The sequence below is a fragment of the Burkholderia sp. BKH01 genome, assembly GCF_025685725.1.
GTDB classification, from domain to species: domain Bacteria; phylum Pseudomonadota; class Gammaproteobacteria; order Burkholderiales; family Burkholderiaceae; genus Burkholderia; species Burkholderia pyrrocinia_C.
Genome location: NZ_JAOTQT010000008.1, coordinates 235,243 through 257,362, shown reverse-complemented (window position 1 = coordinate 257,362; position 22,120 = coordinate 235,243). Strand labels below are relative to the sequence as shown.

20 protein-coding genes are annotated in these 22,120 nt (G+C 67.6%); 14 read left to right on the top strand and 6 right to left on the bottom strand.

Going from position 1 to position 22,120, the window contains the following annotated elements; genetic code table 11:
• Nucleotides 1-115: 115 nt before the first annotated feature.
• Both msrB and OEJ37_RS15600 read right to left on the bottom strand, forming a co-directional pair.
• On the bottom strand, nt 116-547 hold the full coding sequence (gene msrB / locus OEJ37_RS15605) for a peptide-methionine (R)-S-oxide reductase MsrB (protein WP_034181203.1): 432 nt from the start codon (nt 545-547) through the stop codon (nt 116-118).
• Between the two features lie 46 nt (nt 548-593).
• Nucleotides 594-2,162, bottom strand: coding sequence for a protein adenylyltransferase SelO (locus OEJ37_RS15600; RefSeq protein ID WP_175920204.1), 1,569 nt, complete (start codon nt 2,160-2,162; stop codon nt 594-596).
• Nucleotides 2,163-2,355: 193 nt separating this feature from the next.
• Here OEJ37_RS15600 and OEJ37_RS15595 point away from each other — a divergent pair, with 193 nt between their 5' ends.
• The 5 genes from OEJ37_RS15595 (at nt 2,356) to OEJ37_RS15575 (ending at nt 10,012) form a co-directional block, all read left to right on the top strand.
• Nucleotides 2,356-3,999, top strand: coding sequence for a 3-(methylthio)propionyl-CoA ligase (locus tag OEJ37_RS15595; RefSeq protein WP_263344776.1), 1,644 nt, complete (start codon nt 2,356-2,358; stop codon nt 3,997-3,999).
• A 190-nt stretch (nt 4,000-4,189) separates the two neighbouring features.
• Nucleotides 4,190-6,274, top strand: coding sequence for a 3-hydroxyacyl-CoA dehydrogenase NAD-binding domain-containing protein (locus OEJ37_RS15590; RefSeq protein ID WP_263344775.1), 2,085 nt, complete (start codon nt 4,190-4,192; stop codon nt 6,272-6,274).
• Nucleotides 6,275-6,456: 182 nt separating this feature from the next.
• Entirely contained in the window at nt 6,457-7,089 is a 633-nt protein-coding gene (gene pncA, locus OEJ37_RS15585; protein ID WP_263344774.1) for a bifunctional nicotinamidase/pyrazinamidase, read from the top strand.
• Nucleotides 7,090-7,167: 78 nt separating this feature from the next.
• A complete protein-coding gene (locus OEJ37_RS15580; RefSeq protein WP_263344773.1) occupies nt 7,168-8,346 on the top strand; it encodes an acetyl-CoA C-acyltransferase in 1,179 nt (392 codons plus the stop codon).
• Between the two features lie 265 nt (nt 8,347-8,611).
• Entirely contained in the window at nt 8,612-10,012 is a 1,401-nt protein-coding gene (locus tag OEJ37_RS15575) for a GGDEF domain-containing protein (protein ID WP_263344770.1), read from the top strand.
• 160 nt (nt 10,013-10,172) lie between these two features.
• Here the strand turns inward: OEJ37_RS15575 and OEJ37_RS15570 are convergent, their stop codons facing one another.
• Together OEJ37_RS15570 and OEJ37_RS15565 are read right to left on the bottom strand one after the other, a co-directional pair.
• Nucleotides 10,173-12,314, bottom strand: a complete 2,142-nt coding sequence (locus OEJ37_RS15570; RefSeq protein ID WP_263344769.1) for a hypothetical protein — start codon at nt 12,312-12,314, stop codon at nt 10,173-10,175.
• A gap of 718 nt (nt 12,315-13,032) precedes the next feature.
• Nucleotides 13,033-13,224 carry a hypothetical protein gene (locus OEJ37_RS15565; protein ID WP_174418978.1) on the bottom strand — a complete coding sequence of 64 codons (192 nt, stop codon included), beginning with the start codon at nt 13,222-13,224 and terminating at the stop codon, nt 13,033-13,035.
• Between the two features lie 41 nt (nt 13,225-13,265).
• On the opposite strand from OEJ37_RS15565, the gene OEJ37_RS15560 reads away from it, so the two are divergent.
• The 4 genes from OEJ37_RS15560 to OEJ37_RS15545 all read left to right on the top strand — a co-directional run bounded on the left by OEJ37_RS15560 (nt 13,266) and on the right by OEJ37_RS15545 (nt 15,697).
• Nucleotides 13,266-13,580: a Dabb family protein gene (locus tag OEJ37_RS15560; RefSeq protein ID WP_175947628.1), complete on the top strand. Its 315-nt coding sequence runs from the start codon at nt 13,266-13,268 to the stop codon at nt 13,578-13,580.
• Entirely contained in the window at nt 13,577-14,056 is a 480-nt protein-coding gene (locus OEJ37_RS15555; RefSeq protein ID WP_263344766.1) for a PaaI family thioesterase, read from the top strand. The genes OEJ37_RS15560 and OEJ37_RS15555 overlap by 4 nt, the downstream gene beginning before the upstream one ends.
• Before the next feature lie 199 nt (nt 14,057-14,255).
• A complete protein-coding gene (locus tag OEJ37_RS15550) occupies nt 14,256-15,215 on the top strand; it encodes an alpha/beta hydrolase (RefSeq protein ID WP_174419040.1) in 960 nt (319 codons plus the stop codon).
• 41 nt (nt 15,216-15,256) lie between these two features.
• On the top strand, nt 15,257-15,697 hold the full coding sequence (locus OEJ37_RS15545; RefSeq protein WP_174418981.1) for a GNAT family N-acetyltransferase: 441 nt from the start codon (nt 15,257-15,259) through the stop codon (nt 15,695-15,697).
• A gap of 15 nt (nt 15,698-15,712) precedes the next feature.
• Here OEJ37_RS15545 and OEJ37_RS15540 read toward each other — a convergent pair whose 3' ends face one another.
• Nucleotides 15,713-16,558: an NRDE family protein gene (locus OEJ37_RS15540; RefSeq protein ID WP_174418982.1), complete on the bottom strand. Its 846-nt coding sequence runs from the start codon at nt 16,556-16,558 to the stop codon at nt 15,713-15,715.
• A gap of 76 nt (nt 16,559-16,634) precedes the next feature.
• A complete protein-coding gene (locus OEJ37_RS15535; RefSeq protein WP_263344750.1) occupies nt 16,635-17,669 on the bottom strand; it encodes a YgfZ/GcvT domain-containing protein in 1,035 nt (344 codons plus the stop codon).
• 77 nt (nt 17,670-17,746) lie between these two features.
• Here OEJ37_RS15535 and mltG point away from each other — a divergent pair, with 77 nt between their 5' ends.
• The 5 genes from mltG (at nt 17,747) to OEJ37_RS15510 (ending at nt 22,106) form a co-directional block, all read left to right on the top strand.
• Nucleotides 17,747-18,766: an endolytic transglycosylase MltG gene (gene mltG, locus OEJ37_RS15530; protein ID WP_263344748.1), complete on the top strand. Its 1,020-nt coding sequence runs from the start codon at nt 17,747-17,749 to the stop codon at nt 18,764-18,766.
• Nucleotides 18,766-19,386, top strand: a complete 621-nt coding sequence (tmk, locus tag OEJ37_RS15525) for a dTMP kinase (RefSeq protein ID WP_034181217.1) — start codon at nt 18,766-18,768, stop codon at nt 19,384-19,386. The genes mltG and tmk overlap by 1 nt, the downstream gene beginning before the upstream one ends.
• Nucleotides 19,387-19,405: 19 nt before the next feature.
• Nucleotides 19,406-20,434, top strand: a complete 1,029-nt coding sequence (locus OEJ37_RS15520; RefSeq protein WP_263344747.1) for a DNA polymerase III subunit delta' — start codon at nt 19,406-19,408, stop codon at nt 20,432-20,434.
• Between the two features lie 141 nt (nt 20,435-20,575).
• Nucleotides 20,576-21,355: a TatD family hydrolase gene (locus OEJ37_RS15515; protein ID WP_174418986.1), complete on the top strand. Its 780-nt coding sequence runs from the start codon at nt 20,576-20,578 to the stop codon at nt 21,353-21,355.
• A gap of 43 nt (nt 21,356-21,398) precedes the next feature.
• On the top strand, nt 21,399-22,106 hold the full coding sequence (locus tag OEJ37_RS15510) for an ankyrin repeat domain-containing protein (protein WP_174418987.1): 708 nt from the start codon (nt 21,399-21,401) through the stop codon (nt 22,104-22,106).
• Nucleotides 22,107-22,120 lie beyond the last annotated feature (14 nt).

Sequence of the window (22,120 nt, the reverse complement as noted above, 5' to 3'; positions counted from 1 at the left end):
TTGCGCGGCCTTTCACCGTTGTAGGGACCCGCCAGGCACCGCCGTTGCGGATCGGGACGGCCAGCCCGAGGGTAGCCGCCCGGCGAGGTCACCTCGCCGATCCGCCCGGCGCCGCTCATTCGTTTTCGGGTCGGGACTCGAAGTTTAACGCAGCCGAATTGATGCAGTACCGCAAACCGGTCTTGTCGCGCGGGCCGTCCTCGAAGACGTGCCCGAGATGCGCGCCGCAATGGTTGCAGCGGACCTCGACGCGCACCATGCCGTGCGAGTAGTCGACCTTCTCGTCGATCACCTCGCCGTCGAGCGGCTTGAAGTAGCTGGGCCAGCCGCAGCCCGAATGGAATTTGGAACCGGATTCGAACAGCGGCGTGCTGCAGACGACGCATTTGTAGATGCCGGCGTCCTCGGTGTCGGTGTATTCGCCGGTGAATGCGCGCTCGGTCGCCGCATGCTGCGTGACCTCGTACTGCATCGGCGTGAGCCGGCGGCGCAGCTCGGCGTCGTCCTTCTCGTACGGGAAGGTTTTGTCGTCGGAATCGTGGGACATGTGGGGTTCTCCTGATCGGTCGGTCGATACGCGCGGGTTGGGTACTTCAGGACGAGCAGCTCACTTCGAGCGACCCGGCCCAGTCGGGCGGCAACGCGGCGTACGCTTCATGCTCCGGTTGTTCGTCGAACGGCCGGCGCAGGATCTGCGCAAGCCGCTCGACCTCCGAAAAATCCTTATCCTTCGCGCGCCGGATTGCGACTTCGGCCAGATGGTTGCGCAATACGTATTTCGGGTTCACGCGGTTCATCGCGGCCGCACGTGCCGCGTCGTCGCGCGTTTCTTCCGACAGCCGCGCGCGGTAGAGGTTCGCCCAGGCGTCGAACGCGTCGCGGTCGATGAACAGGTCGCGCACGGGCGCGTCGCGGCTTGCGTCGTGTTTCGACAGTTGCGCGAGGCGGCGGAACGTCAGCGTGAAATCCGCGTGGCTCGCATGCATCGTCTCGAGCAGCTGGTTCGCGAGCTCGGCATCGTTCTCGCGTTCGAGTTCGAGGCCGAGCTTCGCGCGCATCGCGCGTTCGAGCGCGGGGCCGAAGCGTTCCGGAAATTTCGCAAGCACGGCCTGCGCGTCGTCCACCGCGCGCTCGGCGCGCGCATCGTCATCGGCGATGCCGTGCTGCAACCCGATCAGCGGCAGCAGTGCCTGCGCAAGGCAGTAGCAGTTCCAGTGCGCGATGCGCGGCTGCATCCGGTATGCGTAGCGGCCGCTGTTGTCGGAGTGGTTGCAGATGTGGTTCGCGTCGAAGGCGTCGACGAAGCCGAACGGGCCGTAGTCGATCGTCACGCCGAGGATCGACATGTTGTCCGTGTTCATCACGCCGTGGCAGAAGCCGACGGCCTGCCACTGCGCGACGAGGTCGGCCGTGCGCAGCGTCGCGGCTTCGAGCAGCGCGAGGTACGGATCGTCCGCGTCGCGGCAGTCCGGATAGAAACGGTCGATCACGTGATCGGCGAGCTCGCGCAGCAGGTCGGGGCGATCGTTCGAGAAGAAGTGCTCGAAGTGGCCGAAGCGCACGAAGCTTTCCGACACGCGCGTGACGACGGCCGACGTCTCGATCTCCTCGCGGACCACCGGCTGGTCGGAGCCGATCACCGTCAGCGCGCGCGTGGTCGCGATGCCGAGGTGATGCATCGCTTCCGAGCACAGGAATTCGCGGATCGACGAGCGCAGCACCGCGCGGCCGTCGCCCATCCGCGAGTACGGCGTGCGGCCGCTGCCTTTCAGTTGCAGCTCGTAGCGGCGGCCGTCCGTGCCGGTGCGCTCGCCGATCGTCAGCGCGCGGCCGTCGCCGAGTTGGCCGGCCCACACGCCGAACTGGTGGCCGGAGTACACCGATGCGTACGGCATCGCGTGCGTGGGCCAGTCGCGCGTCGGGTTGCCGGCGAACAGTTCGGCGAAGCCGGGCTGCGCGGCGAGCGACGCCGGCAGGTCGAGTAACTGCGCGACTTCGTCGGAAAAGCCGACGACGTACGGCGCGGCAAGCGGCGCGGCCGGCAGCCGCGTATGAAACGCGTCGCCGAGCTTGACGAACGCGCCTTCGGCGGGCGCGCCGAGCGTGGCGGCGAGGTCGGGAAGGGTGTCAGCCGGATCGGCTGCGCTTCGGGAAAACGACATGTTGAGCGCCTCTGGGTAAGCCGATATTGTAAGGCGGCGCCGCGCCGCCCGCATGGCGGCCCGCGCACCGTGCGCCACGCCCGTCCGGGCCGCTGACGGGCGCACGCCGGTCTCATGACAACGCATGAGTGTTCCTGATGGAAACAGCCGCCGGGCTGGTCACCGATTCGCGTCCTTCCGGGAGAACAAGACGATGGGTAAGCCGTTGCTGGGCCAGATGATGGACATGCCGTTGCTCGTGTCCTCGCTGATCGCGCATGCCGCGCGTCACGCGGGCAACACCGAGATCGTGTCGAAGCGCATCGAGGGCGACGTGCATCGCTACACGTACCGCGATTGCGAACGCCGCGCGAAGCAGCTCGCGCAGGCGCTCGCGCGGCTCGGCGTCGAAACCGGCGATCGCATCGGCACGCTGGCGTGGAACGGCTACCGGCATCTGGAGGCGTATTACGGGATCGGCGGGATGGGCGCCGTATGCCACACGATCAACCCGCGCCTCTTCCCCGAGCAGATCGCGTACATCGTCAATCACGCGGAAGACCGCTACGTCCTGTTCGACATCAATTTCGCGCCGCTCGTCGACGCGATCGCGCCGCAGTGTCCGCACGTGAAGGGCTGGGTCGCGATGACGGACGCCGCGCACCTGCCGTCCTGCGCGACGCCGTTGCTCTGCTACGAAACGCTCGTCGAAGCGGAGGACGGACGCTACGACTGGCCGCGCCTCGACGAGCGGCAGGCGTCGGGGCTCTGCTACACGTCGGGCACGACCGGCAATCCGAAAGGCGTGCTGTATTCGCACCGCTCGACGGTGCTGCACGCGTACGGCGCCGCGCTGCCCGACGCGATGAACCTGTCCGCGATGGACGCCGTGCTGCCCGTCGTGCCGATGTTCCACGTCAATGCGTGGGGGCTGCCGTACGCGGTGCCGCTCACGGGCGGCAAGCTGGTGCTGCCCGGCAAGGATCTCGACGGGAAATCGCTGTACGAGCTGATGGAGGCCGAGCGCGTGACGTTCTCCGCGGGCGTGCCGACCGTGTGGCTCGGCCTGCTCAACTACATGCGCGAAGCCGGCGTGCGCTTCTCGACGCTGAACCGCACGGTGATCGGCGGCTCCGCGTGCCCGCCCGCGATGCTGCGCACGTTCGAGGACGAATACGGCGTGCGCGTGATTCATGCGTGGGGGATGACCGAACTGTCGCCGCTCGGCACGCTCGCGAAGCTCAACTGGGCGCAGTCGCAGCGCCCGCTCGACGCTCAGCGCCGGCTGCTCGAGAAACAGGGGCGCGTGATCTGCGGCGTCGACATGCGCATCGTCGGCGAGGACGGACATGAATTGCCGTGGGACGGCGTCGCGTTCGGCGAACTGCAGGTGCGCGGGCCGTGGGTGATCGACCACTACTTCCGCGGCGACGCGTCGCCGCTGTCGGACGGCTGGTTCCCGACCGGCGACGTCGCGACGATCGACCCCGACGGCTTCCTGCAGATCACCGACCGCAGCAAGGATGTGATCAAGTCGGGCGGCGAGTGGATCAGCTCGATCGACATCGAGAACGTCGCGATCGCGCACCCGGGCGTGGCCGAAGCAGCCTGCATCGCATGCGCGCACCCGAAATGGACCGAGCGCCCGTTGCTCGTCGTGGTGCCGCGCGAAGGTGCGAACCTGAGCCGCGACACGCTGCTCGCGTTCTATGAGGGCAAGGTCGCGAAATGGTGGATCCCCGACGACGTCGTGTTCGTCGAATCGTTGCCGCACACCGCGACCGGCAAGCTGCAGAAGCTGAAGCTGCGCGAGACGTTCCGCGACTACGTGTTGCCGACGGCGCGATGCGAGCCATAAGTCCAGGCCCGGGCCGGCGACGGCCCGCGATCCGGTCGCCCGATCCGTCCCCGGATCGGGATGAAAAATTCAAATTGAACGACCGTGCTTTTCCGTTGTATGCTGCCTCCGTTCGATTCGGACATGCGGCTGTTCGACCGCGCACAATGAAGCGCAGCCACCCCGGCGCGCGATGCATGGAGGCAGGCAGATGGCAGTGGATTACTCGACTCGCGACGGCGTGGCCGTCCTTACGCTCAACAATCCGCCCGTCAACGGGCTCGGCCTGTCGACCCGCCAGGGCGTCATGGACGCGCTCGATCGCGCCGCGCAGGACCCGTCGGTCACGGCCATCGTGCTGACCGGCGCGGGGCGCGCGTTCTCGGGCGGTGCCGACATCACCGAATTCAATACGCCGAAGGCGCTGCAGGAGCCGACGCTGCACACCGTGATCCGTGCGGTGGAGGCAAGCGCGAAGCCCGTCGTCGCGGCGCTGCACAGCGTCGTGATGGGCGGCGGCCTCGAGCTCGCGCTCGGCGCGCACTACCGCGTCGCGGCGCCCGGCGCGCAGGTCGCGCTGCCCGAAGTGAAGCTCGGCCTGCTGCCGGGCGCGGGCGGCACGCAGCGTCTGCCGCGCGCGGTCGGGCTCGAAACCGCGCTGAACATGATCGTGTCGGGCGCGCCCGTGCCGTCCGAGCAGCTCGCGAAGAGCGGGCTGTTCGACGAAATGGTCGACGGCGACCTGCTCGACGCGGCCGTCGCGTTCGCGCGCAAGGTCGGTGCGCAGAAGGGGCCGCATCCGCGCGTGCGCGATCGCAAGATCGTCCACGAGAACGCCGCGGGCTTCATCCAGTTCGCGCGCAATTCCGCGCGGGCCGCCGCGCCGAACTTTCCCGCGCCGCACAAGTGCATCGACGCGATCGAGGCCGGCGTGCTGAACGGCTTCGACAAGGGCAGCATCGCCGAGCGCGAGGGTTTCGTCGCGCTGATGATTACGCCGGAAAGCCGCGCGCTGCGCCATGCATTCTTCGGCGAGCGTGCGGCGAGCAAGATTCCCGATGTGCCGGCCGATACGCCGCTGCGCGAGATCCGCCGCGTCGGCGTGATCGGCGCGGGCACGATGGGCGGCGGGATCGCGATGAACTTCGTCAACGCGGGCCTGGCCGTCACGCTGCTCGAGACGAAACAGGAAGCGCTCGAACGCGGCGTCGCGACGATCCGCAAGAACTACGACGCGCAGGTGAAGAAGGGCAAGCTCACGCAGGAGAAGCTCGACGCGCGCATGGCGCTGATCACGCCGACGCTGTCCTACGACGACCTGAAGGATGCGGACCTGATCGTCGAGGCCGTGTTCGAGGAGCTCGGCGTAAAGGAGCAGGTGTTCAGGAAGCTCGACGAAGTCGCGAAACCGGGCGCGATCCTCGCGTCGAACACGTCGACGCTCGACGTCGACAAGATCGCGGCGTTCACGAAGCGTCCGCAGGACGTCGTCGGCATGCACTTCTTCAGCCCGGCGAACGTGATGAAGCTGCTCGAGGTCGTGCGCGGCGCGCAGACCGCAAAGGACGTGCTCGCGACCGTGATGGCCGTCGCGAAGAAGATCCGCAAGACGGCGGTCGTGTCGGGCGTGTGCGACGGCTTCATCGGCAACCGGATGATCGAGCAGTACATCCGCCAGGCGCTCTTCATGCTCGAAGAAGGCGCGCTGCCCGCGCAGGTCGATCGCGCGATCGAGAAGTTCGGTTTCGCGATGGGGCCGTTCCGGATGAGCGACCTCGCCGGCAACGACATCGGCTGGGCGATCCGCAAGCGTCGCTATGTCGAAAAGCCCGATCTGCACTACTCGAAGATCGCCGACCGCCTGTGCGAACAGGGCCGCTTCGGCCAGAAGACGGGCGCCGGCTGGTACGACTACGTGCCGGGCGATCGCAAGGCGAAGCCGTCGTCGCTCGTTGACGAGATGGTCGTCGCGTATTCGAAGGAGCGCGGCGTCGAGCGGCGCAAGATCGGCGACGACGAGATCGTCGAGCGGCTGGTGTTCGCGCTCGTCAACGAAGGCGCGAAGATCCTCGAAGAGAAGATCGCATCGAAGGCGTCCGACATCGACATGGTCTACCTGACCGGCTATGGCTTCCCGCTGTGGCGCGGCGGTCCGATGCTGTACGCGGACGTGGTCGGCCTCTACAACGTCGAGCGCGCGATTCGCCGCTACGCGGCCGCGCCGAACGGCGACGCGTGGCAGCTTGCGCCGTCGATCGCCGAGCTTGCGAAGGCCGGGCGCGGGTTCAACGGCTGACGCGTGCACGGCGGCGCGAAGGACACGAGTTCAGAGCAAGCGCCGACGCGCCGACTCTGATCGACCGCGCAAGGTATGGGACCCGAGTAAGCGCTAAAGCGCTAACTCTGGTCGACCGCGCAAGGCATGGGACCAGAGTAAGCGCTAAAGCGCTAACTCTGGTCGACACACGGAGAAACGCAATGAAACGCACCGACGACGTACTGCTCGTGATCGACGTGCAATACGACTTCATGCCGGGCGGCGCGCTCGCGGTGCCGGACGGCGACGCGGTCGTGCCGGTGATCAACGCGCTCGCGCGACGCTTCGACCAGGTCGTGCTGACGCAGGACTGGCACCCGCGCGAGCACGTGTCGTTCGCGGCGAACCACCCGGGCCGCGAGCCGTTCTCGACGCTCGCGCTGCCGTACGGCGAGCAGGTGCTGTGGCCCGTGCACTGCGTGCAGGACACCGAAGGCGCGGCGCTGCATCGCGACCTCGACATCCCGCAGGCGCGGCTCGTGATCCGCAAGGGCGGCGACGCGCAGGTCGACAGCTATTCCGCGTTCGTCGAGGCCGATCGCACGACGCGCACGGGGCTCGCGGGCTATCTGCGCGAACTCGGCGCGAAGCGCGTGTGGTGCTGCGGGCTCGCGACCGACTATTGCGTCGCGTGGTCGGCGCTCGATGCGCGCTCGGCCGGTTTCGAAGCCGCAGTGATCAACGATGCGTGCCGTGCGATCGACCTGAACGGGTCGCTCGCGCACGCATGGCAGCAGATGCAGGCAGCGGGCGTCGCGCATGTGACGTCCGCGGGCGCGCGCCCGGCGGCGTAGCGCATTCCCCATCCGATTCAGGGTCTGTTTCCATATGGAAACAGACCCTGACATGAAGCAGGACCGAAGGAGACTCGCATGACCGAAGCCGTAATCGTATCGACCGCACGCACGCCGCTCGCGAAATCCTGGCGCGGCGCATTCAACATGACGCACGGCGCGACGCTCGGCGGCCACGTGGTCGCGGCCGCGCTCGAACGCGCGAAGCTCGACCCGGCGCGCGTCGAGGACGTGATCATGGGCTGCGCGAACCCCGAAGGCGCGACCGGCGCGAACATCGCGCGGCAGATCGCGCTGCGCGCGGGGCTGCCCGTGACCGTGCCGGGGATGACGGTGAACCGTTTCTGCTCGTCGGGGCTGCAGACCATCGCGCTGGCCGCGCAGCGGATCATCGCGGGCGAAGGCGACGTGTATGTCGCCGGTGGTGTCGAATCGATCTCGTGCGTGCAGAACGAGATGAACCGGCACATGGTCCAGGAGAGCTGGCTCGTCGAGCACAAGCCCGAGATCTACTGGAACATGCTGCAGACGGCCGAGAACGTCGCGAAGCGCTACGGGATCTCGAAGGAGCGGCAGGACGAGTATGGCGTGCAGTCGCAGCTGCGGGCCGCGGCAGCCCAGGAAGCCGGTCTTTTCCGCGACGAGATCGTGCCGATCACCGTGCTCGCGGGTATCGCCGACAAGGCGACGGGCCGCCTGTTCACGAAGGAAGTTACCGTATCGGCCGACGAAGGCATCCGTCCCGACACGACGCTCGAAGGCGTGTCGAAGATCCGTTCGGCCGTGCCGGGCGGCGTGATCACCGCCGGCAATGCGAGCCAGTTCTCGGATGGCGCGTCGGCGTGCGTCGTGATGAGCGCCGATGTGGCGCAGCGCGAAGGGCTGCAGCCGCTGGGCGTGTTCCGCGGCTTCGCGGTGGCCGGCTGCGAGCCGGACGAGATGGGCATCGGCCCCGTGTTCGCGGTGCCCAAGCTGCTGAAGCAGGCGGGGCTGAAGGTCGACGACATCGGCTTGTGGGAACTGAACGAGGCGTTCGCGGTGCAGGTGCTGTACTGCCGCGACACGCTCGGGATTCCAGAAGATCGCCTGAACGTGAACGGCGGCGCGATCGCCGTCGGCCATCCGTACGGGGTGTCGGGCGCGCGCCTGACGGGCCATGCGCTGATCGAAGGCAAGCGCCGCGGCGTGAAATACGTGGTCGTCACGATGTGCATCGGCGGCGGGCAGGGCGCGGCCGGCCTGTTCGAAATCATCTGATTTTTGACTGGCGGCGGCCGCGGTTTCGCTTCGGCGAGGCCGGCGGCCGCGATGCGACGCGAATCGGCGCGGCAGGATTGCCATTCGAAACGATCGGGAGGAAAAAAGCGTGCTCCCGGCAATGCCGTTTCCCCTTACTTGTCAAACGAATTGCCCCACCTATACTTGCTCTGACATTTGCCTTTCGGCACGATGGGCCGGATCGTACGTCGCGCGATACGTGCCGCGAAGGTTGAACCAACGCAGCAGACCGACCGGGGACCGAATGAGTACGACCTATGCAGCCGGGGAACCGCCGCGCGTCGTCAGCGCGGCCGCGAGGCTCTACGCGAAATGCCTGCTGATCGGTTTCGCGTTGCTGCCTGCCTATCTGATTGCCTATCTGTGGTTTTTCAGCGACCCGCACGTCGTGTTCGAGAGCCACGCATTCCATGAAATCGCGATTGCGGCGGCGACCCTCGAGGGTGCGTTCGTCACCTATGTGACGTGGGTGTGCTACCGGTCGTCCGGCGAGCCGCTGCTGCGCTGGCTGACGCTCGGCTTTCTCGGCTTCGCGATGATTTATTCGCTACACGGTGCGTTCACCGGGATGGCGCACCACAATATCTGGCTGTTCCTGCTGTACGGGCCCGCGTCGCGGCTCGTGATGTCGATCCTGCTGCTCACGGGGCTGATGTCTTATTCGAGTCCGCCCGATCGCTTCGAGAAGCGCACGAGCGTGCGGACGTGGCTGCCGTGGATCGTGTTTTTCGTGATCGTCAACGTGGTCGTGGCGTACATCGCGTATTCGCCGGTTGCGGGCGCGCTGGGCACGCGGCTGTCGATGGAAGGCGGCGCGCTCGTGTTCTCGCTGCTGAACGTCGGCGTGCTGCTCGCACGGCGGATCCGCTCGCCGCTGATGGTGATCTACGGCGTGTCGATCATGGCGTTCGCGCTGTCGTCGCTCGCGTTCATTCTCGGCAAGCCGTGGAATCACATGTGGTGGCTCGCGCATGCGATCTTCGCGGGCGGGTTCTTCCTGCTCAGCTACGGCGTTGTGCAGGCGCTGCAGACGACACGCTCGTTCTCGGCGATCTACAGCCAGGAAGACCTGATGAGCCGGCTGTCGGAGTCGATGGCGCGCGCCGAGAGCGCGCTGCAGGAACTGCGGCGCACGAACCAGAAGCTCGAGTACATGGCCGCGACCGATCCGATGACGGGCGCATCGAACCGCCGGCAGTTCATCGCGCAGGTCGAGCGCGAGATGGTGCGGGCCGAGCGCGACGGCACGCCGTTTTGCCTGCTCGCGCTCGATCTCGACAATTTCAAGAACATCAACGATGCGTACGGGCACCAGATCGGCGACGAGGTGCTGCGCGGCGTCGTACGCCAGTGCCTCGAGGCGATCCGCCCGGCGGGCGGGCTCGCGCGAGTCGGCGGCGAGGAGTTCATGGCGCTGCTGCCGGAGATGCCGCTCGAGGGCGCGCGGATGACGGCCGAGCGCGTGCGCTCGTCGATCGCGAGTTCGCCGTTCGGGCTGGACTTCAAGCGCGTGCAGGTGACGGTCAGCGTCGGCGTCGCGCAATACGGGGTCGACGGCAGCACGGTCGATGCGCTGCTGCGCGTGGTCGACGAGCGGCTGTACCAGGCGAAGAGGGAAGGACGGAACCGGGTCGTGTCGCGGTGACGCGGGTTCGAGCGGCACGCCGGCGCCGTTGAGCGAGTGCGGTGCGTTCGACAACGCGGTTGTGCGGAAGCGATGATCGATGCAGACCCTGCCGAAGCCCTGGGGGCGGAAACACCCCCGGGGCTTCTGCATGCTCGGTTGGCGCGCGATGGGCAATGCGCTAGCGCGATGCCACGACCGCTGCGTCTTTCGGCTGCACCTCCTGCATCCGCTGCGACGCCTGCCACCAGTACTTGCCCGCGCGCTGCTGCGGATCGCGGATCGCGAGATACGTCGTACTCCAGAGCTGCGCCGCGTTGGCTTCGGTGGCGTCCGCGCTGCGCGTGCCGAACGCATCGGTCCGGTACTGCCCGTTCACGTAGGACCACGTCCACATCTCCGACGTGCGCATGTCGCGTCCATTCGAGATCACCTGCCAGATCGTCTGCCGCGCCTGCGTGAGCAACGCCCGGGTGGTCGCCGACAGATCCTGGCGCGCGAGTTGGCGATCGAGCCCGGCCACCCACATCGCCTGCTGCCACGACCAGATGACCGTGCCGTGATACGCGGAGCTCGTGAACTTCGGCCACAGCGACTGGTTCGCATACGCCGGGTTCGCGATCAGCATCCCGGCATCGGTCACGAGCCCGGTCGGGAACGGCCGCGTGACGTCGGTGACGATTCGCTGGAGCGCGTCGTCCGGCGGCGTGCCGAACAGCAGCGCGAAGCCGCCGTCGGAATTCATCACCGGAATCGGATTGCCCTGCTGATCGAGCGACAGCGCGTAGAACGACAGCGGTGCACTCGGCGCGGCACCGGCCGGCACGCCGGCGGACGGCGCATAGGCCGACACGTCGGTGGCCGCCTGCGCGGCCGGCACGCTGACCTGGAACAGCGGCGGCGCCTGCGTTTCCCACGTGGCGGCTTGGTTCGCCGTGTTGGCGAGCGTCGCGCGCTGCGCGGCATCGAGGTACGGATCGAGCAGGCCGCGCGCGAGGAACGCATTCGCCGCGCGCAACGCGGCCGGCACGAGCACCGCGTTCACGTCGTACGGGTAGACGCCGCCGCCGAGCCCGTCGGTGCTGTCGCGCCAGTTGCCGACGATCTCGCCGGGCCGCAGGTGGATCAGGTTCGCGACCGACGGCTGCTGCGCGAACGGCTGCGCGGTCGTCGCGACGTGCAGCAGGTTGACGACCAGGCGGCTGCCGTTGGTCTGCCCGTCGCTGCCGCGCTGCGCCAGATAGGCCGCAGCGCGGGCCTGGCCGCGCGTATCGTCGATCAGCCACGCGGCCGCGATCGGCGCGAGCAGGTAGTCGCTGTCGATCATCTTGTAGTCGTAGGTCGGCGTCGGATCGTTCGGCCGTCCGTTCTTCTGGTTGTCGACCAGCGCGAATTCGCCGATGCCTTCCTCGTGCGCGACCTTGCCGTCGGCCGACAGGCGGCTCAGCACTGACGACAACCCGGCCTCGATCGCCGCCGGTTCGAGCACGGGCATCAGCATGCGGACCGAGATCAGCGTGTCGCGGCCGAAGTACGTGTCGTACTGCCACGAGCCGGCCAGCAGCTTGTCGTGGAAGCTCAGGAATTCGAGCACGTTCTGGCTGACCGGATCGGGGTTCACGGACGGCGCGAGCAGATCGGCGCGCGTGATCGGCGACAGCGGCGTCTCGCCCGACAGCGCGTCGACATGCAGCTTCAGCGTGTGCGAGCCCGCCGGTGCGCGCAGCACGAGCTTGCCGCCCGCTGCCGGCGCGATGCTGCCGCCGTCGCGTAGCGTGATGCGCAGCGCATAGCCGGGTGCACCGTCGATCCGGTCGCGTTGCCATTGCGCTGTGCCACCCTGGATCGCCGGCGCCGTGACGATCTGCTGCGGAATCGTTGCGCCGCCGTTGAAGTCGCGCAGGAAGCGTACGTTGCTGAGCACGCCCTGGCGGATCGTCAGCGTATCGGTGTCCACCGACACGTCGGCGCCGATGCCGTACAGCGTGCGGCCGTGCGTGTCGGGGGCCGACAGCGCGGACGGCGGCGTGTCGAGACTCCAGTTCACCGGCTGCGCGGTGTCGTCGAACCACAGCCCCGTGCCGCTGTTGCCGGCGGGGAAGACCACGAGCAGGCGCGGTTTCGTCGACGAGCGTGCCAGCAGGTGCGCGGCCACCTTGTCCTGCCGGTAGAACGCATTGATCTGGCTACCGGTGTCCATGCGGAACGACAGCGCGGCGTTGTTCGACGGCGTGCCGCTCGACTGGACGTCGTCGTCGTTGCATGCGGCGAGCAGGCCGGCGCAGACGAACCCGAGACACAGCGACTTCGCAAGGCGATGCATGTTGATGTCCCTCCTGGTGACTGGCGATTTTTATCGGAATGGTCGAATGAACGGATCTGCTGTCCGTTTCGTTCAGTGCTGCGGAAATTCGGGTGAATGCCTGGAATTAATCGGGATGCGGTGCTTCTGCGATAAGCGAATTGCGAGGCAAATAAGCGAATGACTGATTGGTGCCGAAAACGGAAATGGCAGAGGGCGTCGCCCCGGCGCGGCACGGGAAAAGGCTCAGGGGTAGCCTTCGCGTGAGCGAATGGCGACTCGTGTACGGCGGGAGAAAATGAAACGTAAGCCGTCGTAGGGGATTCTAAATTTACGGGAAAGTTGAAGTCAATAATGTTTTGGCGGTTTTCCGATATTCGATTGAAAAGGTGATCGCAATTATTACCCGTTGCGTCGGTAAAATATGCGATTCAATGAAGTTGAATAATGGAGTTGCGATATCCGGTGGCGAAATAATTGGCAATGACGTTCCAATCCGGCGATTGATGCCGGACAGGAATTGAATCGTCGCGTTTGTGCCGGCCGTTGTCGGGCAATGCCGGAGGGCGCGGAAGACGAAGCGCGTGAAGCCTGAGCAATCCGCGTTCCTGCGATTCAGCGGAAGAAGGACTCCGTTCCCGGCTTAGAAGCGCGATCCGGATAACCGGCCCCGTGGTCGCCGTCAAGTGATCGGCACCGGTTCGGCGCCGCGAACCGTGCGATCGTTCCATCGGAGGCGTCAAGTTTGGTAGGCTTGGTGCCTGCCGCCGTTTGCACGGATCGCACCGTCGAGTGTCGACGCGGTGAAAAAGTGCGTATCGTCGCCGGAAAGGTCGGACGACAGCCGATTCGATACGCGCTTTTTTCCCGGTTGCCCGCGATCGTGTGCAAGCGAGGCGGGCAGACGACTGGCCGCCGCGATGCGAGCCACGCCCGTATCGTGAACCCTAACGAACGACAGGAGCGAACAAAGTGATCCGACATATCGTCATGTGGAAGTTGAAGGAATCGGCGGAAGGCGCGACGCGCGCGCAGAACGCGCTGAAGCTGAAGGAAAAGCTCGAAGGCTGCCGCGATCTCGTGCCGGGCATCCTGCAGATCGACGTCGGCCTGGCGACGCCCGGCCTCGACGCGACCTCCGACATCGTGCTCGTGTCCGATTTCGCGGACAAGGCCGCGCTCGACGCCTACCAGGTGCACCCGGTTCACCAGGAAGTGAAGAAATTCGTCGTCGCGGTGGCCGAATCGCGCGAGTGCGTCGACTACGTCGTCGACAGCGCACGATGAGCGACGCGGCATCCCCGGCGGACGTCCCGTCGATCGAAAGCCCGTTCGTCGACCTGCTCGGCGTGCGGCTCGTGTCCGCGAAGGATGGCGCGAGCGAGATCGTGCTGCCGCTCGAAGAGCGGCACATGAACACCTGGGGCATCGCGCACGGTGGCGTGACGATGACGCTCGCGGATATCGCGCTCGCGATGGCGGCGCGCAGCCTGACCGACGATGGCATCGGCGTCGTCACGGTCGAGATGAAGGTGAACTTCATGCAGCCGGGGCGCGGCGAGTTGCGTGCGTACGGCCGCGTGATGCATCGCTCGACGACGATGGCCTACTGCGAAGGCGAAGTGCGCGACAGCGACGGCAACTTCGTCGCGAAGGCGCTCGGTACGTTCAAGTACATGCGGCGGCTCGCGGTGGGCCGCGACATCAAGCGGCAACGCTCGCGCACGGCGCCGGACGCGCAGCCCGGCCCGAGCGACGCGTAAGCGCCCGGACGCACGGCCCTGCCTTTTCACAGGCAGGGCCGTTTTGTTCGGCGGCGCGGGATTGCGTGCCGGACGCGTTTCACTGGACGCCGAAGGGCCGGAATTTCGATATGCAGCGCACGTAGCACCGGCCTGACGCGGGCGTGGCATCATGTGACGCTTGTCCGTTCACGGCGCCGCGCAGGCACCGTTCTCATCGATGCCGCTGAATCCGAAGATCGCCCAGGTGCTCGACATGATCGAGCGAGCGAAACGCCCGTCCTATCACCACCAGACGGCGCAGCAGGCGCGCGCCGCGTACGAGAAGAGCGCGCCGATCCTCGACGTCGCGCCGGCGCCGATGCATTCTGTCGAGGAATGCGTCGTGCCGACGCGCGACGGCCGCACGATCGGCGCGCGGCTGTACCTGCCGGTCGAGCCGAGCCTCGCGGAGCCGTTGCCCGCGCTCGTCTACTACCATGGCGGCGGCTTCACGGTCGGCAGCGTCGACACGCACGACGCGCTGTGCCGGATGCTCGCGCACGGTGCGCAATGCGCGGTGCTGTCGGTCGGCTACCGGCTCGCGCCCGAACACCGGTTCCCGACCGCGGTGAACGACGCAGACGACGCGTTGCGCTGGCTGCATCGCGAGGCCGCGGCGTTCGGCATCGACGCCGCGCGGCTGGCGGTCGGCGGCGACAGCGCGGGCGGCACGCTCGCGACCGTTTGCGCGGTGCTTGCGCGCGACGCAGGCATTCGCCTGGCGCTTCAGATGCTGATCTATCCGGGCGTGACGGGTTACCAGGAAACGGAATCGCACGCGCGGCTCGCGAACGGCTATCTGCTGTCGCAGGACACGATCCAGTGGTTCTTCACGCAATACGTGCGCGATCCGGCGGACCGCGACGACTGGCGCTTCGCGCCGCTGGACGGCACGCGTGACGCGCCGTCGTTCGCGGCCGTCGCGCCGGCGTGGATCGCGACGGCCGAATACGATCCGCTGAGCGACGAGGGCGCCGCGTACGCGGACAAGCTGCGCGCGGCCGGCAACGCGGTTACGCTGGTCTGCTATCCGGGGATGATCCACGAATTCTTCAAGATGGGCGGCTACGTGCCCGAGGTGCGGGCTGCGCATGCCGACGCGGTCGCGGCGCTGAAGGCCGCATTCGACGACGTTTGACGGGCGGGCGATCGACAGCGCGCGCCGCATGGAGAGCTGCGATGACGGACGGCGTAGTGGAAACGGGCGACTGGACGGTACTGGGTGGCGATGCTGCGCGGATTCGCGACGCGGTATTCGTGCGCGAGCAGCAGATTCCGCCGGAATGGGAGCTCGACGACGACGATCCGTTATCGCTCCATGCGGTCGCGTACCGGATCGACGCGGCGACGGGAATACGCCGCGCGGTCGCGACGGGGAGGCTGTTGCCGTCCGGCACGATCGGCCGCGTCGCCGTGCTGGCCGACGCGCGCGGGCAGGGCGTCGGGTCGGCCGTGCTGAACGCACTGCTCGGTGCCGCGCGGCGCCGCGGCGAAACCGTCGTGCGGCTCTACGCGCAGGATTCGGCGGTGTCGTTCTATGTGCGGCACGGCTTCGCGGCGGTCGGCGAACCGTTCGTCGAAGCCGGTGTGCCGCACGTCGAGATGACGCGCGCGCCGTAGCGCGGGCAATGCGGTTCAGCGCGGCCGCGTTGCGTCGACGTCGAACGTGAACGCGCGCTCGAACGCACCCGGGCGGACGGTGCGGTGCGAGCCGTCGTCGTCGCAGCGCTCCTTGATCTCGACCGTCAGCCGCACGCCTTCCTTCATCGTGACGCGCAGCGCGGTCGTGCCGCGCGTGCCGTACTCGGGCGTCTCGATGAACGCGGCCGACAGCGCGCGCTCGCGCTCGATCGGAATGCCCGTGTGCGGCAGCGCGTCGTCGTCCGCGACATGCGGGTCGCGCATCAGGTCGATCAGTTCGTCGAGCGACGGGGTCGGATTGTCGGTGAGCAGCGTGCCGAGTTCCGCGCGCTTGCGCACCACTTTCGGCCAGGGCGTATCGAGCCGCGCATTCGACAGCGCGTGCACACCCGGCGCGATCGCGACAGGCGCGGCGACGGCGCTTTCGCCCTCGGGCGCACGGTTGCAGAACCACGCGAGTTCGCGCCGCTTCCAGTCGCCGACGAGCAAGTTGAAGCCGTTGTATACGGCCGCATGCTCGGCAAGCTGCCCGAGATAGTCGAGCGGCGCGACGGACGGGCCGCGAAGGAAATCGGACACGAGCTTGCCGCGGGTCGGCGCGCCCGCGCGGATGTCGAATGGCGCGCGGTAGTTCGTCAGCGCCGCGAAGCGACCGTCGCGCGTTATGCCGAGCCACGTGCCGCCGGCTTCGAGATCGCGGCCGGCCAGCACGCCCGGTACATCCTCCCACCAGGTGAGCGGCGCGCTCGTGCGGCGAAAGAACTCGTCGCGGTTGGCAATGAGGGTAAAGACGGGACCGGCGGCGGCATCAGGCTGCCAGTCGAAGGCAATCAGGCACATCGGGCGAATCTCTCACAGGAAACATCGGGCGCCGGCCGCGACTCGCGAGCCGGCGCGCGAACGGGTTGTCAGCGCGTCACGCTTCCGTCGGCCACGCGTACGGGAGCGCGTCGAACGCGAGCGCCGGGCCGTCGGTCGAACCGACGTGCACGGTGCCGCTGTCGAGCGCGACGAGCTTGATCTCGACGAGCGCGTCGACGCCGCCCGCGGGCGCGGCCGCCGCGTTGACGATCATCCCGCACGGCTGGCCGGGATCGTCGCTGTGGAACAGCTCGACGCCGGCATGCGCGGTATCGGTCTCGCCGGCGACATGCGCGAGCGCGGTGCGGCGCTTGATGGTGCCGCGGTACTGGCTGCGCGCGACGACTTCCTGGCCCGGGTAGCACCCCTTGCGGAAGTTGACGGCGCCGATCACGTCGAAGTTGACCATCTGCGGCACGAACTGTTCGACGGCCGGCTGCGTGATGCGCGGCTCGCCCGCGCGAACGTCGAGCCAGTCCCACACGGCCGGCGACACGACCGGCAGCGTGCCGGCGAGCGCGGCGATGCGTGCATCGACTTCCGCGCGCGGGCCGATCCACAGATAGCGCTTGCGGCCGGCCGCATCGGGCACGCGAATCAGCGTGCCGGCCGGCCCGTCGACCTTCACGTGCACACCGTCCGGCAGCGCATCGAAGATGCCCGACAGCGCGTGGCGCACGTCGCCGGAGAAGCCGACCACCGCGAGCGCGTCGCTCGCATCCGTGAGCTTCGCCTTCGCGCGCAGCACGAACATCGACAGCCGCTTCTGCACGGCGGGCTGCACATCCTTCGACACCAGCAGGCGCACGCCGTGGCCGGCACGCCATGCGAGGAACGACCCGAGGAGGCGCCCCTTCGGCGAGCAATAGCCGGACAGCCGCGCGCTCGCGGCATCGAGATGCTCGATGTCGTTGGTCAGCTGGCTGTGCAGGAACGTCGCGGCGTCGTCGCCGGCCACGTCGATCACGCCGAACTGCGGCAGCGGCATGCAGGCGCCCGGCGCGTCGAAATCGGCGGCGGACGGGCGGGGGAAAACGGGGAGCGAGGCGGATGCGGCCTGGGCAGCCGGTGAAGCGAACGGTGTGCTCATGGAATGAGGGAACAGTCAACCCTGACTTTGACGGAGGCGAGCAAGTATTATATGGGTCTTACCTGAGTCACGTTTCCATGTCCCTACTGAAGAAATGCGCCGCGACGATCGTGGCGCTGGCCGTCGTTGTGGCCGCTGCCGGCGCGGGCGGCGGGTATTACTGGGCGACCCGGCCGCTGCTGCTGGGTTCGACATCGCTCGACGTCACGATCAAGCCGCGCAGCAGCGTGAAGAGCGTCGCGCTGCAGCTCAAGCGCGGCGGCGTGCCGGTCGAGCCGTTCGGTTTCGTCGCGATGACGCGCGTGCTCGGGCTGTCGAGCCGGCTCAAGTCCGGCAACTACGAATTCAAGACGGGCATCACGCCTTACGAAGTCCTGCAGAAGATCGCGCGCGGCGACGTGAACGAGTACGTCGCGACGGTCATCGAAGGCTGGACCTTCAAGCGGATGCGCGCGGAACTCGACACGAATCCCGACCTTGCGCACACGACGGCCGGCATGAGCGACGCCGAGCTGCTGCGCGCAATCGGCGCGTCGGACAGCGCGGTGCAGCGCGGCAGCGGCGAGGGGCTGTTCTTCCCGGATACCTACCTGTTCGACAAGGGCACGAGCGACCTGAACATCTATCGCCGCGCGTACCACCTGATGCAGACTCGTCTCGACGAGGCCTGGGCCGCGCGCGCGCCGGGGCTGCCGTACAAGTCGCCTTACGAAATGCTGACGATCGCGTCGATCGTCGAGAAGGAAACGGGCCACGCGGCCGACCGCGCGTTCGTCGCGGCCGTGTTCGCGAACCGGTTGCGCATCGGCATGCCGCTGCAGACCGATCCGTCGGTGATCTACGGGCTCGGCGACGCGTACGACGGCCGCTTGCGCAAGCGCGACCTGGAGGCCGACACTCCTTACAATACCTACACGCGACGCGGCCTGCCGCCGACGCCGATTGCGTTGCCGGGCGTCGCCGCGCTACAGGCGGCGATCAATCCGGCGCAGACGAGCGCGCTCTATTTCGTCGCGAAGGGCGACGGCACGAGCGTGTTCTCGGATACGCTCGGCGACCACAACAAGGCCGTGGACAAGTACATACGAGGTCAATAATGGCGAGCGGTAAATTCATCACGTTCGAAGGCATCGACGGGGCGGGGAAGACCACCCACCTGCAATGGTTCTGCGAACGTCTTCAGGGCAAGCTGGCCGCGGCCGGCCGGCAGGTCGTCGTCACCCGCGAGCCGGGCGGCACGCAGCTCGGCGAGAAGCTGCGCGAAATCCTGCTGAACCAGCCGATGGATCTCGAGACGGAAGCGCTGCTGATGTTCGCCGCGCGCCGCGAGCATCTTGCGCTCGTGATCGAGCCGGCGCTCGCGCGCGGCGACTGGGTCGTATCCGATCGCTTCACCGACGCAACGTTCGCGTACCAGGGCGGCGGTCGCGGGCTGCCGCGCGACAAGCTCGAGACGCTCGAGCGCTGGGTGCAGGGCGGTTTCCAGCCCGACCTCACGGTGCTGTTCGACGTCGCGCCGCAGGTCGCGAGCGAGCGCCGCGGCGCCGCGCGCATGCCCGACAAGTTCGAAAGCGAATCCGACGCGTTCTTCACGCGCACGCGAGGCGAATACCTGCGGCGTGCGGAAGAGGCGCCGCACCGCTTCGCGATCGTCGACGCGACGCAGTCGATCCCCGAGATTCGCCGGCAGCTCGAACGCGTGCTCGCCGCGCTGTAACCCGCAAGGAACGCACCACATGATCTATCCGTGGCAGACCGACGACTGGAACCGCCTGCAGCAACTTCGCGCGCAATGGCCGCATGCGCTGCTGCTGCACGGCCAGGCCGGGATCGGCAAGCTGCAGTTCGCGCAGCATCTCGCGCAGGGTTTCCTGTGCGAATCGCCGCTGCCGAACGGCGAGCCGTGCGGCACCTGCGCGGCCTGCACCTGGTTCTCGCAGGGCAACCACCCGGACTACCGGATCGTGCTGCCCGAGGCGCTGGCCGGCGAAGCGCCGGGCGCCGCGGACGACGCGAAGCCGGCCGACGCCGACGAAGGCGGCAAGAAGACGCGCGCGCCGAGCAAGGAAATCAAGATCGAGCAGGTGCGTGCGCTGCTCGACTTCTGCGGGGTCGGCTCGCACCGCGGCGGCGCGCGTGTCGTCGTGCTGTATCCGGCTGAGGCGCTCAACGTCGCCGCGTCGAACGCATTGCTGAAAACGCTGGAGGAACCGCCGTCCGGCGTCGTGTTCCTGCTCGTGTCGGCGCGTATCGACCGCCTGTTGCCGACGATCATCAGCCGCTGCCGGCAGTGGCCGATGACCGTGCCGGCGCCCGACGCGGCCGCGGCCTGGCTCGCGGCGCAGGGCGTCGACCATGCGAGCGCGCTGCTCGCCGAAGCCGGCGGCGCGCCGCTCGCCGCGCTGGCGCTCGCGAGCGACGAGAACCGCCCGCTGCGCGACTACACGCTCGGGCAGCTCGCGGCCGGTGCGGCATGCGACCCGTTCGCATGCGGCGAGACGCTGCAGAAGCTGCCGGTGCCGCTGGTGCTCGGCTGGCTGCAGCGCTGGCTGTACGATCTGCTCGCGCAGCGGATGGCGGGCGCGCCGCGCTACTTCCCGATGCACGCGGCGGCGCTTGCGCGCTGCGCGGAATCGGTCGACGCGAACGCGTTCGCGCGCTTCATGAAGGCCGTGACGCGGCAGCGGACGGTCGAGAACCATCCGCTGAACGCGCGGCTCGTATTCGAGGAATTGTTTCTCGGATATCGGGAAATGTTCGCGTGACCCGGCATTGTTTCTGATGGGTTGCGAAACGATGCCCGGCTTGCTCAGCGACGCGACCGTGGCCGGCCTGCCTGCGAACGCCGCCCGCTGCCGCACGCCGGCGAGCGCTTGAGCGCCCGCCTTACGTATTCAGGAAACACGATGTTCGTCGACTCTCACTGCCACATCAATTTCAAGGGCCTGGCCGACCGCCTGCCGGCCGTTCTCGAGAACATGCGCGAGCACGACGTCACGCACGCGCTGTGCGTGTCCGTCGATTTCGAGACGCTACCCGAAGTCCTCGCGATCGCGGACGCGTACGACAACGTCTACGCGTCGGTCGGCGTGCACCCCGATCACGAGGACGTGCGCGAGCCGACGCTCGCGGAACTCGTCGAGCTGGCCGCGCACCCGAAGGTCGTCGCGATCGGCGAAACGGGCCTCGACTACTACCGCCTCGAGGGCCGCTCGATCGCCGACATGGAATGGCAGCGCGAACGCTTTCGCACGCACATCCGCGCGGCGACCGCGACGATGAAGCCGCTGATCGTCCACACGCGGTCGTCGTCGGAGGACACGCTGCGGATCATGGCCGAGGAGCGCGCGGACGTGCCGGGCGGCGTGATGCACTGCTTCACCGAGCCCTGGCCCGTCGCCGAGCAGGCGCTCGCGCAGAACTTCCATATCTCGCTGTCGGGCATCGTCACGTTCAAGAACGCGACCGACGTGCAGGACGTCGCGCGGCGCGTGCCGCTCGACCGGCTGCTGATCGAGACCGACTCGCCGTACCTCGCGCCGGTGCCGTATCGCGGCAAGCCGAATGAACCTGCGTACGTCAGCCATGTCGGACGCTTTATCGCATCCGAGCGCGGGATCGCCGTCGAGGCGCTGGCCGATGCGACGACGCAGAACTTTTTCCGGCTGTTCAAGATCGCCCGCTAACGACGCGCGCGCAGCCGACAACCCAGGGAAGGAGCCCACAACAATGACGAAGCCGACCAACCATCTGACCAAACGCGCACTCGTCGCCGCCGCGCTGGTCGCGAGCGGCCTGTTCGCCGCAGCCGGCGCGCATGCCGAGTCGCTCGACGCGATCGTCAAGGCGGTCAAGTTCGACGACATCGCCGACATCGGCAAGCAGCTCAAGAACGGTCTCGATCCGAACACGCTCGCGCCGAACGGCGACCCGCTGCTGGTGATCGCCGCGCGCGAGAAATCCGACAAGGTCGCGGCAGCGCTCGCCACTACGCCGAATGTCGACCTCGAGAAGGAAGACAAGGCCGGCGAGAACGCGCTGATGCTCGCGTCGCTGAACGGCGACGTCGGCCTCGTCAAGCTGCTGATCGACAAGGGCGCGGAAGTCAGCAAGAAGGGCTGGGCGCCGCTGCACTACGCGGCGACCAACGGCCAGGACGCGGTCGTCAAGGTGCTGCTCGACCACGACGCGTATATCGACACGGCTTCGCCGAACGGCACGACGCCGCTGATGATGGCCGCGCGCGGCAACCATGCGTCGACGGTCACGCTGCTGCTCGACCAGGGTGCCGATCCGCAGGTGAAGAACCAGCTCGGCATCACCGCGCTCGAGTTCGCGAAGCATTACAAGGCGCCGGACGCGATCGACATCCTGAGCAAGCGGACGGTGCGTATCGGCGCGTCGGCGCCGGCAGACGCGCAAAAGAGTGCAAAATGACGGTTTTCGGTGCA

Excerpts from the sequence above, each read along its gene's own strand:
- msrB (WP_034181203.1), bottom strand. The coding sequence starts at position 547 with ATGTCCCACGATTCCGACGACAAAACCTTCCCGTACGAGAAGGACGAC.
- OEJ37_RS15600 (WP_175920204.1), bottom strand. The coding sequence starts at position 2,162 with ATGTCGTTTTCCCGAAGCGCAGCCGATCCGGCTGACACCCTTCCCGAC.
- OEJ37_RS15595 (WP_263344776.1), top strand. The coding sequence starts at position 2,356 with ATGGGTAAGCCGTTGCTGGGCCAGATGATGGACATGCCGTTGCTCGTG.
- OEJ37_RS15590 (WP_263344775.1), top strand. The coding sequence starts at position 4,190 with ATGGCAGTGGATTACTCGACTCGCGACGGCGTGGCCGTCCTTACGCTC.
- pncA (WP_263344774.1), top strand. The coding sequence starts at position 6,457 with ATGAAACGCACCGACGACGTACTGCTCGTGATCGACGTGCAATACGAC.
- OEJ37_RS15580 (WP_263344773.1), top strand. The coding sequence starts at position 7,168 with ATGACCGAAGCCGTAATCGTATCGACCGCACGCACGCCGCTCGCGAAA.
- OEJ37_RS15575 (WP_263344770.1), top strand. The coding sequence starts at position 8,612 with ATGAGTACGACCTATGCAGCCGGGGAACCGCCGCGCGTCGTCAGCGCG.
- OEJ37_RS15570 (WP_263344769.1), bottom strand. The coding sequence starts at position 12,314 with ATGCATCGCCTTGCGAAGTCGCTGTGTCTCGGGTTCGTCTGCGCCGGC.
- OEJ37_RS15555 (WP_263344766.1), top strand. The coding sequence starts at position 13,577 with ATGAGCGACGCGGCATCCCCGGCGGACGTCCCGTCGATCGAAAGCCCG.
- OEJ37_RS15550 (WP_174419040.1), top strand. The coding sequence starts at position 14,256 with ATGCCGCTGAATCCGAAGATCGCCCAGGTGCTCGACATGATCGAGCGA.
- OEJ37_RS15545 (WP_174418981.1), top strand. The coding sequence starts at position 15,257 with ATGACGGACGGCGTAGTGGAAACGGGCGACTGGACGGTACTGGGTGGC.
- OEJ37_RS15540 (WP_174418982.1), bottom strand. The coding sequence starts at position 16,558 with ATGTGCCTGATTGCCTTCGACTGGCAGCCTGATGCCGCCGCCGGTCCC.
- OEJ37_RS15535 (WP_263344750.1), bottom strand. The coding sequence starts at position 17,669 with ATGAGCACACCGTTCGCTTCACCGGCTGCCCAGGCCGCATCCGCCTCG.
- mltG (WP_263344748.1), top strand. The coding sequence starts at position 17,747 with ATGTCCCTACTGAAGAAATGCGCCGCGACGATCGTGGCGCTGGCCGTC.
- tmk (WP_034181217.1), top strand. The coding sequence starts at position 18,766 with ATGGCGAGCGGTAAATTCATCACGTTCGAAGGCATCGACGGGGCGGGG.
- OEJ37_RS15520 (WP_263344747.1), top strand. The coding sequence starts at position 19,406 with ATGATCTATCCGTGGCAGACCGACGACTGGAACCGCCTGCAGCAACTT.
- OEJ37_RS15515 (WP_174418986.1), top strand. The coding sequence starts at position 20,576 with ATGTTCGTCGACTCTCACTGCCACATCAATTTCAAGGGCCTGGCCGAC.
- OEJ37_RS15510 (WP_174418987.1), top strand. The coding sequence starts at position 21,399 with ATGACGAAGCCGACCAACCATCTGACCAAACGCGCACTCGTCGCCGCC.